The 15,112-nt window shown below is 67.0% G+C and carries 14 protein-coding genes; 10 read left to right on the top strand and 4 right to left on the bottom strand.

Annotated features, from left to right (window positions below; translation table 11 throughout):
- The first annotated feature begins 312 nt into the window (after positions 1–312).
- The 6 genes from queA (at position 313) to G3O00_RS30635 (ending at position 8,144) form a co-directional block, all read left to right on the top strand.
- Positions 313–1,380, top strand: a complete 1,068-nt coding sequence (queA, locus tag G3O00_RS30660) for a tRNA preQ1(34) S-adenosylmethionine ribosyltransferase-isomerase QueA (protein ID WP_011350998.1) — start codon at positions 313–315, stop codon at positions 1,378–1,380.
- A 161-nt stretch (positions 1,381–1,541) separates the two neighbouring features.
- A complete protein-coding gene (tgt, locus tag G3O00_RS30655) occupies positions 1,542–2,729 on the top strand; it encodes a tRNA guanosine(34) transglycosylase Tgt (protein ID WP_011350997.1) in 1,188 nt (395 codons plus the stop codon).
- Positions 2,730–2,974: 245 nt separating this feature from the next.
- Complete coding sequence (yajC, locus tag G3O00_RS30650; RefSeq protein ID WP_006476868.1) at positions 2,975–3,298, top strand: preprotein translocase subunit YajC; 324 nt, start codon at positions 2,975–2,977, stop codon at positions 3,296–3,298.
- Positions 3,299–3,404: 106 nt separating this feature from the next.
- Positions 3,405–5,429 carry a protein translocase subunit SecD gene (gene secD, locus G3O00_RS30645; protein ID WP_174930999.1) on the top strand — a complete coding sequence of 675 codons (2,025 nt, stop codon included), beginning with the start codon at positions 3,405–3,407 and terminating at the stop codon, positions 5,427–5,429.
- 17 nt (positions 5,430–5,446) lie between these two features.
- A complete protein-coding gene (gene secF, locus G3O00_RS30640; protein ID WP_069247171.1) occupies positions 5,447–6,397 on the top strand; it encodes a protein translocase subunit SecF in 951 nt (316 codons plus the stop codon).
- A gap of 205 nt (positions 6,398–6,602) precedes the next feature.
- Entirely contained in the window at positions 6,603–8,144 is a 1,542-nt protein-coding gene (locus G3O00_RS30635; RefSeq protein ID WP_206145257.1) for a S41 family peptidase, read from the top strand.
- A 24-nt stretch (positions 8,145–8,168) separates the two neighbouring features.
- Here G3O00_RS30635 and G3O00_RS30630 read toward each other — a convergent pair whose 3' ends face one another.
- The 4 genes from G3O00_RS30630 to G3O00_RS30615 form a co-directional block, all read right to left on the bottom strand.
- Positions 8,169–9,446, bottom strand: coding sequence for an MFS transporter (locus G3O00_RS30630; RefSeq protein WP_011350993.1), 1,278 nt, complete (start codon positions 9,444–9,446; stop codon positions 8,169–8,171).
- A gap of 185 nt (positions 9,447–9,631) precedes the next feature.
- Entirely contained in the window at positions 9,632–10,213 is a 582-nt protein-coding gene (locus G3O00_RS30625) for a YceI family protein (protein ID WP_041492742.1), read from the bottom strand.
- Positions 10,214–10,278: 65 nt separating this feature from the next.
- On the bottom strand, positions 10,279–10,839 hold the full coding sequence (locus tag G3O00_RS30620; protein ID WP_011350991.1) for a YceI family protein: 561 nt from the start codon (positions 10,837–10,839) through the stop codon (positions 10,279–10,281).
- Between the two features lie 8 nt (positions 10,840–10,847).
- Positions 10,848–11,408, bottom strand: a complete 561-nt coding sequence (locus G3O00_RS30615) for a cytochrome b (RefSeq protein ID WP_174930996.1) — start codon at positions 11,406–11,408, stop codon at positions 10,848–10,850.
- 258 nt (positions 11,409–11,666) lie between these two features.
- Here G3O00_RS30615 and G3O00_RS30610 point away from each other — a divergent pair, with 258 nt between their 5' ends.
- The 4 genes from G3O00_RS30610 to G3O00_RS30595 all read left to right on the top strand — a co-directional run.
- Positions 11,667–12,332 (top strand): paraquat-inducible protein A, encoded by a 666-nt coding sequence (locus G3O00_RS30610; RefSeq protein ID WP_206145256.1) that lies wholly within the window; start codon positions 11,667–11,669, stop codon positions 12,330–12,332.
- The gene (locus G3O00_RS30605; RefSeq protein WP_206145255.1) at positions 12,329–12,958 is read left to right on the top strand and encodes a paraquat-inducible protein A; all 630 of its coding nucleotides are present in this window, start codon (positions 12,329–12,331) and stop codon (positions 12,956–12,958) included. The genes G3O00_RS30610 and G3O00_RS30605 overlap by 4 nt, the downstream gene beginning before the upstream one ends.
- Positions 12,951–14,570 carry an MlaD family protein gene (locus G3O00_RS30600; protein WP_011350987.1) on the top strand — a complete coding sequence of 540 codons (1,620 nt, stop codon included), beginning with the start codon at positions 12,951–12,953 and terminating at the stop codon, positions 14,568–14,570. Before G3O00_RS30605 ends, G3O00_RS30600 begins: the two co-directional genes overlap by 8 nt.
- On the top strand, positions 14,567–15,112 hold a 546-nt coding region (locus tag G3O00_RS30595; RefSeq protein ID WP_206145254.1), incomplete at its 3' end, for a PqiC family protein. The genes G3O00_RS30600 and G3O00_RS30595, both read left to right, overlap by 4 nt.

The following is a 15,112-nucleotide window of genomic DNA, read 5'->3' as shown; positions in this document are numbered from 1 at the left end:
GCTTCGGGCCGGCGCGGCGCGGTGCGGCACGCTCCGCGGAACCACGCTCCCCCGCGCTTTGCGCGGGTAGCGCGACATCCTCCGCGTCGAACGGATCGGCGGAATCGGCAACGGCAGCGGGGGAACGGCGTGGTGACACAGGCATCGGATCGTCTGGGTGCTTCGCAAGGCAAGTACAATAGCGGCTTTCACGTCGTCCGAACGAACGACGCCGGCCAGGCCGCGCATCCCGTCATCATAGCGGCTCGCGCGCCCCATTTACGCGTTTCCGCCCTGCCGGCGACGCCCGCCGGCCGCTTCGAACCAGCCCGCATGTTCACGCTTTCCGATTTCGATTTCAATCTGCCGCCCGAGCTGATTGCCCAAACCGCGCTGCCCGATCGCACCGCGAGCCGCCTGCTCGAGGTCGACGGCACCGTCGCGCCCGCACGCCTGGTCGACCGCCATTTCACCGAGCTGCCGTCGTGCATTTCGGCCGGCGACCTGCTCGTCTTCAACGATACCAAGGTGCTGAAGGCGCGCTTCTTCGGCCAGAAGGCCAGCGGCGGCAAGATCGAGGTGCTGATCGAGCGCGTGACCGGCACGCACACGGCGCTCGCGCAGATCCGCGCGAGCAAGTCGCCGGGCGCCGGCACGACGCTGCGCCTCGCCGATGCGTTCGACGTGACGGTCGGCGAGCGCGTCGACCCGTTCTTCACGCTGAACTTCCCCGAGCCGTGCCTCGACCTGATCGAGCAGTACGGCCGCCTGCCGCTGCCGCCCTATATCGAGCACGATCCGGACGCGACCGACGAGACGCGGTACCAGACCGTCTACGCGAGCAATCCGGGCGCGGTCGCCGCGCCGACCGCCGGGCTGCACTTCGACCAGCCGATGCTCGACCGGCTCGACGCGATGGGCGTCGAGCGCGCGACGCTGACGCTGCACGTCGGCGCCGGCACGTTCCAGCCGGTGCGTGTCGACAACATCGCCGAGCACAAGATGCACAGCGAGTGGTACGACCTGCCGCAGTCGCTCGTCGACAAGATCGCCGCGACCCGCGCACGCGGCGGCAATGTGATCGCGGTCGGCACGACGTCGATGCGCGCGCTCGAAGCCGCGGCGCGCGCGGCCGACGAAGCGGGTCGCCCGCTCGCGGCCACGCAGGCCGAGACCGACATCTTCATCACGCCCGGCTATCGTTTCCGCGTGGTCGACCGGCTCGTGACGAACTTCCACCTGCCGAAGTCGACGCTGCTGATGCTGGTGTCCGCGTTCGCGGGCGTCGAGACGATCCGCGCCGCGTACCGCCACGCGATCGAGCAGCGCTACCGCTTCTTCAGCTACGGCGATGCGATGCTGCTCACGCGGCGCGACACGCCGGAGGCGCCGCTCGCGTAAGCGCGGCATGCGCGACGGCCCGCGCACCGCGCGGCCGCCGTGCCCCGTTTTCCCGCTGCGCGCGCTACGATGGCGCGCACCCGATTTTTCCCCGCCGCCGGCTTCCGGCGGCGTTTCCAACCTGCGCCGGACTGTTTTCCGGTAGCGAGGAGAATGACGCGATGACCGAAGGTTCATCCCACGATACGCACGCCCCCGTGCAGGACCGCCCGGCGAACGGGCTCGAATTCGAACTGCTGACGACCGACGGCCATGCGCGCCGCGGCCGCGTGAAGCTCAACCACGGCGTGGTCGAGACGCCGATCTTCATGCCGGTCGGCACGTACGGCACCGTGAAGGCGATCCAGCCGCGCGAGCTGCACGAGATCAAGGCCCAGATCATCCTCGGCAACACGTTCCACCTGTGGCTGCGCCCGGGCCTCGACACGATCGACGCGCACGGCGGCCTGCATGCCTTCATGGGCTGGAACAAGCCGATCCTGACCGACTCGGGCGGCTTCCAGGTGTTCTCGCTCGGCGACCTGCGCAAGATCACCGAGGACGGCGTCACGTTCGCGTCACCGATCAACGGCGACAAGCTGTTCCTGTCGCCGGAAGTGTCGATGCAGATCCAGAAGGTGCTGAACTCCGACGTCGTGATGCAGTTCGACGAATGCACGCCGTACGCGACCAACGGCGTGCCGACCACGCACAAGGAAGCGGCCGACTCGATGCGCATGTCGCTGCGCTGGGCGAAGCGCTCGCTCGACGAGTTCAACCGGCTCGGCAACCCGAACGCGCTGTTCGGGATCGTCCAGGGCGGGATGTTCGAGGACCTGCGCGACGAATCGCTCGCGGGCCTCGCGGAACTCGGCTTCCACGGCCTCGCGATCGGCGGGCTGTCGGTCGGCGAGCCGAAGGAAGACATGATGCGCGTGCTGCGCCACGTGGGCCCGAAGCTGCCGGCCAACAAGCCGCACTACCTGATGGGCGTCGGCACGCCGGAGGACCTGGTCGAGGGCGTCGCCAACGGCGTCGACATGTTCGACTGCGTGATGCCGACCCGCAACGCGCGCAACGGCTGGCTGTTCACGCGCTTCGGCGACGTGAAGATCCGCAACGCGACGCACAAGAACTCGCTGAAACCGCTCGACGCGAGCTGCACGTGCTACACGTGCCAGAACTTCTCGCGCGGCTACCTGCATCACCTGCACCGCGTCGGCGAGATCCTCGGCGCGCAGCTCAACACGATCCACAACCTGCACTACTACCTGCAGCTGATGAGCGAGATCCGCGAAGCGATCGAGACCCACACGTTCGACGCGTTCCGCCAGCGCTTCGCGGAGGATCGCGCCAGAGGCGTCGACTGACGGGCCGGCAGGCGCACGGGCGGCCCGATGGGCGGCCCGTCACATGGGACGTGTACTAAATAAAGCGTCCCGACTGTCGAACCCGACTGCCAAATATTACAATTACCTTTCCAAACAAGTCGCAACGGTACCGGTTCGCGCTTTAACAGCTTGATCCGAAAGCGCATTTGCCGATCCGTTTGCGCATGGGGCCGGTGGTAGAATAACCGGCTTATTTTTCGATCTTCCCTTACGGAGAGACCAACGTGCCGTTCATTTCCAACGCGTTCGCCCAAGGTGCCGGTGGCGCCGAATCGAGCCTGATGAGCTTCCTGCCGCTCATCCTGATGTTTGCCGTGCTCTACTTCATCATGATCCGTCCGCAGATGAAGCGTCAGAAGGAGCATCGCAACATGCTCGCGGCCATGGCCAAGGGCGACGAAGTCGTCACGAGCGGCGGCCTCGTGGGCAAGGTGACGAAGGTCACCGAAGGCTACATCGGCGTCGAAATCGCCGAAGGCACCGAAATCACCGTGCAGAAGGCTGCGGTCACGACCATTCTGCCGAAGGGCACGATCAAGTCGCTGTAAGCCCTTCACCGAGCGTCCGGCTCCCCGCGCCGTGCCCGCCTGAGAGAGCGGGCCGCCGCGGCGCCGGACGCGACGCTTTCACGCCAACCACCCGTTCGGCTCCCTCATGAATCGTTATCCACTCTGGAAATATGTCGTGATGGTCGTGGCGCTCGCCATCGGCCTTCTGTACACATTGCCCAACTTCTTCGGCGAAGCGCCGGCGGTGCAGGTGTCGAGCGGCAAGGCCACGGTCAAGCTCGACTCGACCACGCTGACCCAGGTCGAATCGGCGCTCGCGTCCGCGCAGATCACGCCGGACGACGTCACCTTCGAGAACACGGCGACCAACGCGAACATCCGCGTGCGCCTGAAGGACACCGATACGCAGCTGCGCGTCAAGGACCTGCTGCAGAAGTCGCTGAATTCCGACCCGAACGATCCGCAGTACGTCGTCGCCCTGAACCTGCAGAGCGCGTCGCCGCGCTGGCTGACTGCCCTGCACGCGCTGCCGATGTATCTCGGCCTCGACCTGCGTGGCGGCGTCCACTTCCTGCTCCAGGTCGACATGACGGGCGCGCTGACGAAGAAGCTCGATTCCGACGCGTCCGACGCGCGCACGCTGCTGCGCGACAAGAACATCCGCGACGGTGGCGTGAGCCGCGTCGACCAGTCCGTGGTCGTCAACTTCAGCGATGCGCAGACGGCGGAAGACGCCCGCAAGGTGCTCGCGCTGTCGATCACCGAACTGCAATGGGCGACCCAGCCCGGCGGTGGCGGCACGCAGGTCGTCGGCACGTTTACGCCGGCCGTGCAGAAGTCCGTCGAGGACGCCGCGCTCAAGCAGAACCTGACGACGCTCCACAACCGCGTGAACGAACTCGGCGTGTCCGAGCCGATCCTGCAGCAGCAAGGTAGCGACCGCATCGTCGTCGAGCTGCCGGGCGTGCAGGACACCGCGAAGGCGAAGGACATCATCGGCCGCACCGCGACGCTCGAAGCGCGCCTCGCCGACCCGATCAACACGCACCCGAACCCGAACGATCCGGTGCCGCCGGGTGAAGAGCTGTTCACGCAGGGCAACCAGGCGCCGGTGCTGCTGAAGAAGGAAGTGATCTTCACGGGCGACCGCATCATCGATGCATCGGCCGGCTTCGACGATCACCAGCGTCCGTCGGTCAACATCCGCCTCGATTCGGCGGGTGGCCGCTCGGTGCGCGCGGTGTCGCGCGAGAACATCGGCAAGCCGATGGCGATGGTGCTGTTCGAGAAGGGCAAGGGCGAAGTGCTGACGGTTGCGACGATCCAGTCGGAACTCGGCGACCGCTTCCAGATCACGGGCCAGCCGACGCCGCAGGCCGCGGCCGACCTCGCGCTGCTGCTGCGCGCCGGTTCGCTCGCAGCGCCGATGGACATCATCGAGGAACGCACGATCGGCCCGAGCCTCGGCGCCGACAACATCAAGATGGGCGTCCACTCGGTGATCTGGGGCTTCTGCGCGATCGCCGTGTTCATGATCGCGTACTACATGCTGTTCGGCGTGGTGTCGGTGATCGGCCTGTCGGTGAACCTGCTGCTGCTCGTCGCCGTGCTGTCGCTGATGCAGGCGACGCTGACGCTGCCCGGTATCGCCGCTATCGCGCTCGCGCTCGGTATGGCGATCGACTCGAACGTGCTGATCAACGAGCGCGTGCGTGAAGAACTGCGCGCCGGCCAGCCGCCGCAGACCGCGATTCAGGCCGGCTACGCGCATGCCTGGGCGACGATTCTCGACTCGAACGTCACGACGCTGATCGCCGGCCTCGCGCTGCTCGCGTTCGGCTCGGGCCCGGTTCGCGCGTTCGCAATCGTGCACTGCCTCGGTATCCTGACGTCGATGTTCTCCGCGGTGTTCTTCTCGCGCGGGATCGTCAACCTCTGGTACGGCGGCCGCAAGAAGCTGAAGTCGCTCGCGATCGGCCAGGTGTGGAAGCCGGAAGGCGCCGCTGCCGCCGCATCGTTCTCCGACGCAGACGAATCGACCGACACCGCACGTGCCGCGAAGCTCGCCGCGCCCGCCAAGGGCAACGCGCCGCGCGCCGCCGGCAAGCCGCAGCTGCGCAATCGCGCGCAGCAAGGCGTGTCGCCGAAGAAACCGGGCTCGACCCAATAAGGCCCCGGAGACGAATCATGGAATTTTTCCGCATCCGTAAAGACATTCCGTTCATGCGGCACGCGCTGGTGTTCAACGTGATCTCGCTGGTCACGTTCCTCGCCGCCGTGTTCTTCCTGTTCCACCGCGGGCTGCACCTGTCCGTCGAATTCACCGGCGGGACGGTGATCGAGGTGCAGTACCAGCAAGCCGCTGAACTCGAACCCGTGCGCGCGACGCTCGGCAAGCTCGGCTATGCCGACGCGCAGGTGCAGAACTTCGGCACGTCGCGCAACGTGTTGATTCGCCTGCAGCTGAAGGAAGGCCTCACGTCCGCGCAGCAGAGCGACCAGGTGATGGGCGCGCTGAAGGCGCAGAGCCCGGACGTCACGCTGCAGCGCGTCGAGTTCGTCGGCCCGCAGGTCGGCCGGGAGCTCGCGACCGACGGCCTGCTCGCGCTTGCGTGCGTCGTGATCGGCATCGTGATCTACCTGTCGTTCCGCTTCGAGTGGAAGTACGCAGTGGCCGGCATCATCGCCAACCTGCACGACGTCGTGATCATTCTCGGCTTCTTCGCGTTCTTCCAGTGGGAGTTCTCGCTGGCGGTGCTCGCGGCCATCCTCGCGGTGCTCGGCTACTCGGTCAACGAGTCGGTCGTCATCTTCGACCGGATCCGCGAAACGTTCCGCCGCGAACGCAAGATGAGCGTGCAGGAAGTGATCAACCACGCGATCACGACCACGATGTCGCGTACGATCATCACGCACACGTCGACCGAAATGATGGTGCTGTCGATGTTCTTCTTCGGCGGTCCGACGCTGCACTACTTCGCACTCGCGCTGACGGTCGGCATCATGTTCGGCATCTACTCGTCGGTGTTCGTCGCGGGCTCGCTCGCGATGTGGCTCGGCATCAAGCGCGAAGACCTGATCAAGGAAAAGAAGTCCGCGCACGATCCGGATGATCCGAACGCAGGCGCACAGGTTTAAGCGCCACGCTGCTTCGGCACAGACGAAAAGCCGGCCCGGTTGGGCCGGCTTTTTTTTACCCGCGCCACCCGACGTACATCGCGCCGCCCGCTCGCCCTGCCCCGTCACGCGCGTCGGCTACAATCGTGACCGTCCCGCCGCGCCGCCCGACGGCTGTGCGTCGGCAGGACAGCACCTTCGCCCTCCGTTCAAACGTGCGGTCCCGATGATGCCTCCCACGCGTGTCGTTCTTCGCCTTGCCGTTTGCGCAGCCGTCACGGCCGCGCTCCTGCCGTGTGCGTCATCCGTCGGGGCGCAACAGCCGGCGTCCGCCCCGACCGCTTCTGCACCCTCTTCCTCGCCCGCCGCCCAACCACCATCGCCCTGCCCGCCCGACTGGGAGCCGCAGATCTGCGAGCTCAAGGCGGCTATCGAAGTGCTCAAGAAACAGCACCTGACCGACATCGACATCGGCGCGCTGCTCGACGCAACGACCCACGCGGGAATCAAGACGCTGCCGTACGCGCGTTTCTTCGACGCGAAGGAGGAGCAGGAGCGGCGCGACGACGAACGGCGCGCCCGCGACGGCATGCCCGGCATCGGCATCGTGTTCGAGACACGGCCCGACGGGCTGCACATCGTCGACGTGATTCCCGACGCGCCCGCGGAAAAAGCCGGCGTGCGTCCGGACGATCTGGTCGTCGCGATGAACGATACGAGCGTCGTCGGCATCGACCCCGCCGACCTGGCCAAACTCTCCAAGGGCGACGCGGGCGTGCCGCTGAAGCTCACGGTCCAGCGCGGCCCGTCGCACGCGGTGCTGAGCTTCGCGCCCGTGCGGACGATCCTCAAGCCGCATCCGGCGACCGCGAAACGGCTCGACGGCGACATCCTGTACACGCGGCTGTCGAGCTTCCCCGAACCGGCGGTCGGCGACTACATCGACGCGGTGCAGGCCGCACGCCGCGCGGGCCCGCCTGTGAAAGGCGTGATCCTCGACCTGCGCATCAACGGCGGCGGCGCGCTCAATGCGGCGATCGGCATCACCGCGCTGTTCACGGGCCGCGACCGCACCGCGATGGTGACGGTCGAGCGCGGCGACGCGAACCGCCGCCGCTACACGACCAACTGGCCCGATTACGAATTGCCGGTCATGCACGGGCAGGACCCGCTCGCGCCGCTGCAGGCGGACGACTGGTGGCGTACCGTGCCGCTCGTCGTGCTCGTCGACGGACAGAGCGCGTCGGCCGCCGAGGCGACCGCGGCAGCGCTGAAGGATCTCGGCCGCGCGAAGCTGCTCGGCATGCCGACTTACGGGAAGGGGCTCGCGCAGACGGGCGTCGACCTGATCGACGGCACCCGCCTGAATTTCACGTATGCGCGCAACCTGCGGCCGAACGGCTGCCCGATGGACGGCTACGGCGTCGTGCCGGACTGGCTCGTGCCGCCGCGCCGCGACTCGGACGTCGACGGCGTGCTGCTGTGGTACCGGGAAGCCGATCTCCCCCGCGCGCCGTATGCGGACCGGCTGGCGCCCGATCCGTTCGCGAAGGTGCGCAAGGAACGGCAGAAGCTGCGCGAGCAACGTGCGCTCGCGAAGATCGATACGGCGAAGAGCGCGGCGCTGCCGCAACGCGAGTTCGGCACGGCAACCGACTGGCAGCTCCGGCAGGCGCTTGCCGCGCTCGCCGGGCGCCCGGTGCGGACCATCGAAGCCAAACCGCAACTGATGCCGGCACGGCCCGTATGCGAGCGCGCCGGCAACTGACGCGCGTCGCGCCGCCCCGCCGGGTTACCGGAACCCGAACCGCTTGCGCAGCACGACCAGCGCCACGAGGCTCAGTACGGCCGCGAACATCAGGTAGAAGCTCGGCGCGGTCTTCATCCCGGTCGCCTTGATCAGCCACGCGATGATGAACGGCCCGAAGCCGCCGAAGATCGTCACCGCGACGTTATAGGCGAGCGACATCCCGGTCGTGCGCGTCTGCACCGGAAACACTTCGGACAGCAAACCCGGCAGCGCCGCGAAGTAGCCCGTCATCAGGAACGCGAGCAGCACCTGCAGCGCGATCAGCGTGCCGAAGCCCGGATGGGCGACCAGGTACGCGAATGCCGGATAGATCAGCACGAGGATGCCGATGGCCGGCGCGATCATCACGCGCACGCGGCCGTAAGTGTCCGACCAGTGGCCGACGAGCGGTGCGAACGCCATCTGGATCACGCCGACGACGAGGATCGCCGCGAACGCAGCCGACGGCGCGAGGCCAAGCTGCTTCACGCCGTAGGTCGGCATGAACAGCACGAGATAGGTCGCCACGGTGCCGAGCACGACCACGCCCATTGCGGCAACGAGACGCGCCTTGTGCGACGCGAACGTGTCGCGCAGCGGGTTCGCGGTGCCTTCCGCCGCGAGGAATTCGGGGGTCTCGTCGACCTTCGTGCGGATGTAGTACGCGACCGGCCCGAGCAGCAGGCCGAAGAAGAACGGCACGCGCCAGCCCCATGACGCCATCTGCGCGGCCGTGAGCTGCGCGTTCAGCACGGTGCCGAAGCCGGCGGCGAGCAGCGTCGTGAGCCCCTGGCTCGCGACCTGCCAGCTCGCGAAGAAGCCGCGCCGGCCCGGCACGTGCTCGGCGAGGAACGCGGTCGCGCTGCCGAACTCGCCGCCGGCCGAGAAGCCCTGCATCAGCCGTGCGGCGACGAGGATCACCGGCGCCGCGACGCCGATCGTCTCGTAGGTCGGCAACACCGCGATGATCAGCGTGCCGCCCATCATCAGCAGGATCGACAGCGTGAGCGCGGCCTTGCGGCCCTCGCGGTCGGCATATGCGCCGAGCACGATCGCGCCGAGCGGGCGCATGAAGAACGACACGCCGAACGTGCCGAGCGTGAGCAGCAGCGACACGGTGTCGTTGCCGGCCGGGAAGAACAGCTTGGAAATCGTCACCGCGAAGAAGCCGTAGACGACGAGATCGAACCACTCGAGCGCGTTGCCGATCGACGCGGCGACCACCGCGCGCCATACGCGCGGGGACGAGGCAATGGAACGGGACTGCGTGACGGCATGCATCGGCGATCTCCTTGTCGTTGTACGTTCTGTTCGAGGCGGCCGTGCGCGCGCCGTCGGCCTGCCCGGCGCCGGGTACGGCGCTCGGGCGATTATAGGCGCGCAAATAAAAACCGCCGCGCCCCCTGACGGGAACGCGGCGGCGGGCTCGCAGCGGGCCGGCGCAAAGGCCGGCCCGGCCGGCGGGCTTACTGCTGCTTGAGCGCTTCGGCCGTGATCAGCAGCTTCGTCTTCATCTTGAAGCCGTACTGCTTGCCGTAGTCGAGGCCGAAATCGCTGCGGTCGAATTCGCCGACGGCGTCGACACCGCACACTTCACGCTTGAGCATCGGGTGCGGCATGCACTTGAACGAATCGATCTTCAGCGTGACCGGCTTCGTGACGCCATGCAGCGTCAGGTTGCCGACCACCGACACCGGCTTGTCGCCGTCGAACTTGATCGCGCCCTTGTAGTTCGCCTGCGGGAACTTGGCGACGTCGAAGAATTCGGCCGTCTGCAGATGCTCGTCGAGCTTCGCGCTGCCGGTGTGGATCGATGCGATGTCGGTCGTCACGTCGACGGTGCCCGTCTTCGCCGCGCGGTCGAGCGTCACGGAGCCGCTCGACTTGTCGAACTTGCCGCGCCAGACCGACAGGCCGCCCATGTGGTCAGCCTCGAAGCTCGGGTACGTGTGGCTCGGGTCGAACTGGTACGTGACGCTTTCGGCAAAGGCCGAGAACGACAGCGACGCTGCCAGCGCGCCCGCGGCGATGATCAGTTGCTTTTTCAAACTCTTTCTCCTTGGAACGGCGCCGCGCCCTCGCGCGGCGTTCGGGTGAGGCAACAGCCCGCCGCTTACTTGGTAGCGACGAGGTGGAACTTGATCTGCACTTCGTCCGCGACGACCGACGTGTCCTTCCATTCGCCGGTGCCGACGTTGAAGGCCGAACGCTTGATCGGCAGCACGCCGTCGAAGGTCTGCGTCGCGCCGCTCTGCGTGACCGTGACGGGCACCGTGACGTTCTCGGACTTGCCCTTGATCGTCAGCTTGCCGGTCACGTTGTACTTGTTGCCGCCCGCCGGCGCGATCGCCGACGACACGAACGTGGCCTGCGGATACGCCTTCGCGTCGAACCAGTCCTTGCCGGCAACCTGGTCGTTGTACATCTTGTCGCCGAGGTCATAGCTCGCGACGTCGATCGTCATCTGGGCACTGCCCTGCGCGGCTTTCGCCGGATCGAACTTCACCTGCGCGGAAAACTTCTTGAACGCGCCTTCGGTCGGCACGTTCATCTGCTTCGACACGGCGGACACCTTGCTCTTCGCGAGATCGACATCGGCGAGCGCCGCGCCCGACGCGACAAGTGACACCGCGGCGAACGCGGTCAGCATGGAGCGGGAGAAAGACACTTTCATGGGATCCTTCATTTGGCAAAGGGGAGCATCCGCGACAGCAGGCCGTCGCGGTCCAACAACTGGTGCTTGAGCGCCGCGACCACGTGCAGCGAAACGAGCGCAAGCAGAATGTAATTCAATGACACGTGAAGCGTCTTGAAGGTTTCCTTCAGCACCGGATCGGGATCGATCAGCCGCGGCAGCGGCACGATGCCGAGATAGACGACCGGGATGTTCGACGCCGAGCTGTACAGGTAGCCCGTCACCGGAATCACGATCATCAGCACGTACAGCAGGATGTGCACGCCGTGCGACGCCGCACGCTGCCACGCGGGCGTACCGCCCGGCAGCGACGGCGGCACGTGGGTTGCACGCCACAGCACGCGGATGACGGCCAACGCAAATACCGTCACGCCCATCCACTTGTGCCACGAGAAGTACTTCAGCTTGGTCGGCGTGAAGCCGGGGATGTCGGTCATCACCCAGCCCAGCGCGAACGCGCAGACGATCAGCAGCGCGATCAGCCAGTGCAGCGCGATCGCCGTCTGCGTATAGCGTGCCGGCCTGGCCAGCAGCGATTTCGATGCCATCTTGGATTCCTCAGTTCAGCGAACGGCCGCGCCGGCAATTGGTCCGACGCTTGTCAAGGGCGCCATGCTACCGCAACCTTTTGACACGCGCGGACTCTGAAGACAGGCACGTCAGCCGGCTGACGGTTTCCTGTCATGTTACCGATCAGTCACCGAACCCGCGATCGTTGACACGCCGAAAAAGGCCTTTTGGTAAGATTGGCGCGGGTTCCGGCCCCGTCGACGCGTCTCCCCAGCCGTCGCACAACTGCTTTTTCCATGCAACGAAACGACCTGATTGCCTGTCACGAGTGCGACGCACTGTTGCACAAACCGCGCCTGAGCGGACGTGAATCCGCGCGCTGCCCGCGCTGCGACGCGCTGCTCTATCGCAACAGCGCCGCGCAGATCGAGCGGATCTGCGCGCTCGCGCTCGCGGCGCTGATCACGTTCACGATCGCGCAGGTGTTCCCGATCCTCGAAATGGACGTGAACGGCAACCGCGTGCAGACCACGCTGATCGGTGCGATCGATTCATTGTGGCACCAGGACATGGCGATCGTCGGCGTGATGGTGTTCTGCTCGACCGTGCTGTTCCCGCTCATCGAGATGGCCGCGCTGCTGTACCTGCTGCTGCCGATCCGGCGCGGCCTCGTCCCGCCCGGCTTCAACCTGGTGCTGCGCGCGATCGAGCTCGTGCGTCCGTGGGGCATGATCGAGGTGTTCATGCTCGGGATCCTCGTGACCATCGTGAAGATGGTGAGTCTCGCAAGGGTCGTTCCCGAGGCCGCGCTGTTCGCATTCGCCGCGCTCACGCTGATGATCGCCGTCGTGCTGATGTTCGATCCGCGCACGCTGTGGGACATCGCCGACGACCTGCGCGCCGGGCGCTCGCCCGGGCAGCCCGACGATGCCGCCCCGCTGCCGGAAGCCGCCCGCCGATGACGATCCCGACCGCCGCCCGCGAGGGCTATGTCAGTTGCCACACCTGCGGGCTCGTGCAGACGCTCGACCATCCGCACGCCCATTGCGCACGCTGCGGCAGCGTCCTCCATTTCCGCACGCCGAACAGCCTGATGCGCACGTGGGCGCTGCTGCTCGCCGCCGCGATCCTGTACATTCCCGCGAACCTGCTGCCGATCATGCGCACGGCGTCGATCGTCGGCTCGCAGGAAGACACGATCATGAGCGGCGTCATCTATTTCTGGGTCTCCGGTGACTGGCCGCTCGCCGTCGTCGTGTTCGTCGCGAGCATCCTCGTGCCGATGCTCAAGCTCGGCGTGCTGCTGATCCTCGTGATCAGCGCGCAGCGCCGCACCGCCTGGCGGCCGCTGCAGCGCACGCGCCTGTTCCGGATCGTCGAACGCATCGGCCGCTGGTCGATGCTCGACATCTTCGTCGTGACGCTGACCGTCGCGCTCGTCCATTTTCGTTCGCTCGCCATCATCACGGCCGGCCCCGGCGCGCTCGCGTTCGGTTCCGTCGTGATCCTGACGATGCTCGCATCGATGCAGTTCGATCCCCGCCTGATCTGGGATCCAGTCGAAACCTCAGGGAATCACCATGAATAGTCCACAAGGCCCGCAGCACGACGCGCCCCGGCCGCCCGATCCGACGATCTCGACGAAAAGCGGCTGGCTGCCGTCGCTCGTCTGGCTCGTGCCGTTGATCGCCGCGCTGATCGGCATCGGCCTCGTGATCAAGTCCGTGCGCGAGCGCGGCCCCGAAATCACGATCAGCTTCCACAGCGCCGAAGGGCTCGAGCCCGGCAAGACCCAGGTCAAGTACAAGGACGTCGAGATCGGCATGGTCAAGACGATCAAGCTGTCGAAAGACCTGTCGCGCGTGCTCGTCCAGGTGCAGCTCAAGAAGGAGGCCGAGGACTTCGCGGTCAAGGGCTCGCGCTTCTGGATCGTGCGGCCGCGCGTCGGCGCGACCGGCGTGTCGGGGCTCGGCACGCTGCTGTCCGGTGCGTACATCGGCGTCGACGCCGGGCGCTCGGACGATACGCTGACCGACTTCACGGGCCTCGAGACGCCGCCCGCCGTCACGGGCGACCAGAAAGGCACGCAATACGTGCTGCGCGGCGATTCGCTCGGTTCGGTCGACATCGGCTCGCCCGTCTACTACCGTCGCGTGCAGGTCGGCCAGGTGGTCGGCTTCTCGCTCGACAAGGACGGCACGGGCGTCACGTTCAACGTGTTCGTCAATGCGCCGTACGACCAGTACGTCGGCGTGAACTCGCGCTGGTGGCAGGCAAGCGGCGTCGACCTGCGGCTCGACTCCAGCGGCCTGAAGCTGAACACGCAGTCGCTCGCGACGGTGATCCTCGGCGGCATCGCGTTCCAGACGCCGCCCAACCAGGGCTCCGGCACGACGGCGCCGAACAACACGACGTTCCGCCTCGCGTCCGACGAGGGCGACGCGATGCGCGACCCGGACGGCCAGCCGCTGCAGGTCGTGATGAACTTCAACCAGTCGCTGCGCGGGCTCGCCGTCGGCGCGACGGTCGACTTCCGCGGCATCGTGCTCGGCGAAGTGACGAACATCGGCATCGACTTCGATCCGAAGACGAAGAACTTCCTGATGCCGGTGACGATGAACGTGTATCCGGAACGCCTCGGCCGCCGCTTCCGCGAAACGATCGAGAGCAAGGGCGAACCGGCCCGCCGCGAGATCGTCGAGCGGCTCGTCCAGCACGGGCTGCGCGGCCAGCTGCGCACCGGCAACCTGCTGACGAGCCAGCTGTACGTCGCGCTCGACTTCTTCCCGAAGGCGCCGGCCGTGAAGATCGACACGGCACGCCAGCCGCTCGAGCTGCCGACCGTGCCGAACACGCTCGACGAGCTGCAGCTGCAGGTCGCCGACATCGCGAAGAAGCTCGACAAGGTGCCGTTCGACCAGATCGGCGCGAACCTGAACAGCGCACTGTCGAACGCCGACAAGCTGTTCAAGCAGCTCGACACGCAGGTCGCGCCGGAAGCGCGCGACACGCTGTCGGCCGCGAAGCAGACCTTCTCGACCGCCGAAGCGACGCTGCAGCAGGATTCGCCGCTGCAGTCCGACGTGCGCGGCGCGCTGAAGGAGCTCACGCGCACGCTGCAGTCGCTGAACGCGCTCGCCGACTACCTCGAGCGTCACCCCGAATCGCTGCTCAAGGGCAAGCCAGGAGATCAACAATGACGACACGCGTGAACGGTTTCGCGAGCGGCGCGGCGGCGGCTGTCGCCGCCCTCGCGCTCGCCGCGTGCAGCTCGCCGCCCGCGCGGTTCTACACGCTCAGCCCGGCCGACGCCGCAGCGCCGCTGCGCACCGCGCCGGCCAACCCGGCGTTCCTGATCGAGGTGCCGTCCGTCGGCGTGCCCGAGCAGGTCGCGAAGAACCAGCTGGTCGTGCAGAAGAACGCCGCGCAGGTCGACGTGCTCGAGCAGGAACGCTGGGCGTCGCCGCCCGCCGACGAGATCCGCCGCGCGCTGTCGGAGGATCTCGCCGCGCAGCTCGGCACGATCGACGTCGCGAATTCCGCGTACCCGCCCGGCGTGCCCGTGTACCGGATCAGCGTGAACGTGCAGCGCTTCGAATCGTGGCCGGCCAAGCGCGCGGCGGTCGACGCCGTGTGGAGCGTGCGCTCGCTCGCCACGCAGGCGGTGATGACCTGCCGTACGAGCGTCGCGGAACCGGTCGCCGACGGCTACGACGCGCTCGTCGCCGGCCACCGGCGCGCG

This window comes from Burkholderia sp. Ac-20384, from assembly GCF_017104605.1.
Classification (GTDB): domain Bacteria; phylum Pseudomonadota; class Gammaproteobacteria; order Burkholderiales; family Burkholderiaceae; genus Burkholderia; species Burkholderia lata.
The sequence above is the reverse complement of the archived record's forward strand: the minus strand, read 5'-3'. Positions and strand labels throughout refer to the sequence as shown.

What these genes read in the sequence shown, in the direction of transcription:
- secD (WP_174930999.1), top strand. Translation starts at nt 3,405, where the DNA reads ATGAATCGTTATCCACTCTGGAAATATGTCGTGATGGTCGTGGCGCTC.
- G3O00_RS30620 (WP_011350991.1), bottom strand. Translation starts at nt 10,839, where the DNA reads ATGAAAGTGTCTTTCTCCCGCTCCATGCTGACCGCGTTCGCCGCGGTG.
- queA (WP_011350998.1), top strand. Translation starts at nt 313, where the DNA reads ATGTTCACGCTTTCCGATTTCGATTTCAATCTGCCGCCCGAGCTGATT.
- G3O00_RS30605 (WP_206145255.1), top strand. Translation starts at nt 12,329, where the DNA reads ATGACGATCCCGACCGCCGCCCGCGAGGGCTATGTCAGTTGCCACACC.
- secF (WP_069247171.1), top strand. Translation starts at nt 5,447, where the DNA reads ATGGAATTTTTCCGCATCCGTAAAGACATTCCGTTCATGCGGCACGCG.
- G3O00_RS30615 (WP_174930996.1), bottom strand. Translation starts at nt 11,408, where the DNA reads ATGGCATCGAAATCGCTGCTGGCCAGGCCGGCACGCTATACGCAGACG.
- G3O00_RS30600 (WP_011350987.1), top strand. Translation starts at nt 12,951, where the DNA reads ATGAATAGTCCACAAGGCCCGCAGCACGACGCGCCCCGGCCGCCCGAT.
- G3O00_RS30635 (WP_206145257.1), top strand. Translation starts at nt 6,603, where the DNA reads ATGATGCCTCCCACGCGTGTCGTTCTTCGCCTTGCCGTTTGCGCAGCC.
- tgt (WP_011350997.1), top strand. Translation starts at nt 1,542, where the DNA reads ATGACCGAAGGTTCATCCCACGATACGCACGCCCCCGTGCAGGACCGC.
- G3O00_RS30630 (WP_011350993.1), bottom strand. Translation starts at nt 9,446, where the DNA reads ATGCATGCCGTCACGCAGTCCCGTTCCATTGCCTCGTCCCCGCGCGTA.
- G3O00_RS30610 (WP_206145256.1), top strand. Translation starts at nt 11,667, where the DNA reads ATGCAACGAAACGACCTGATTGCCTGTCACGAGTGCGACGCACTGTTG.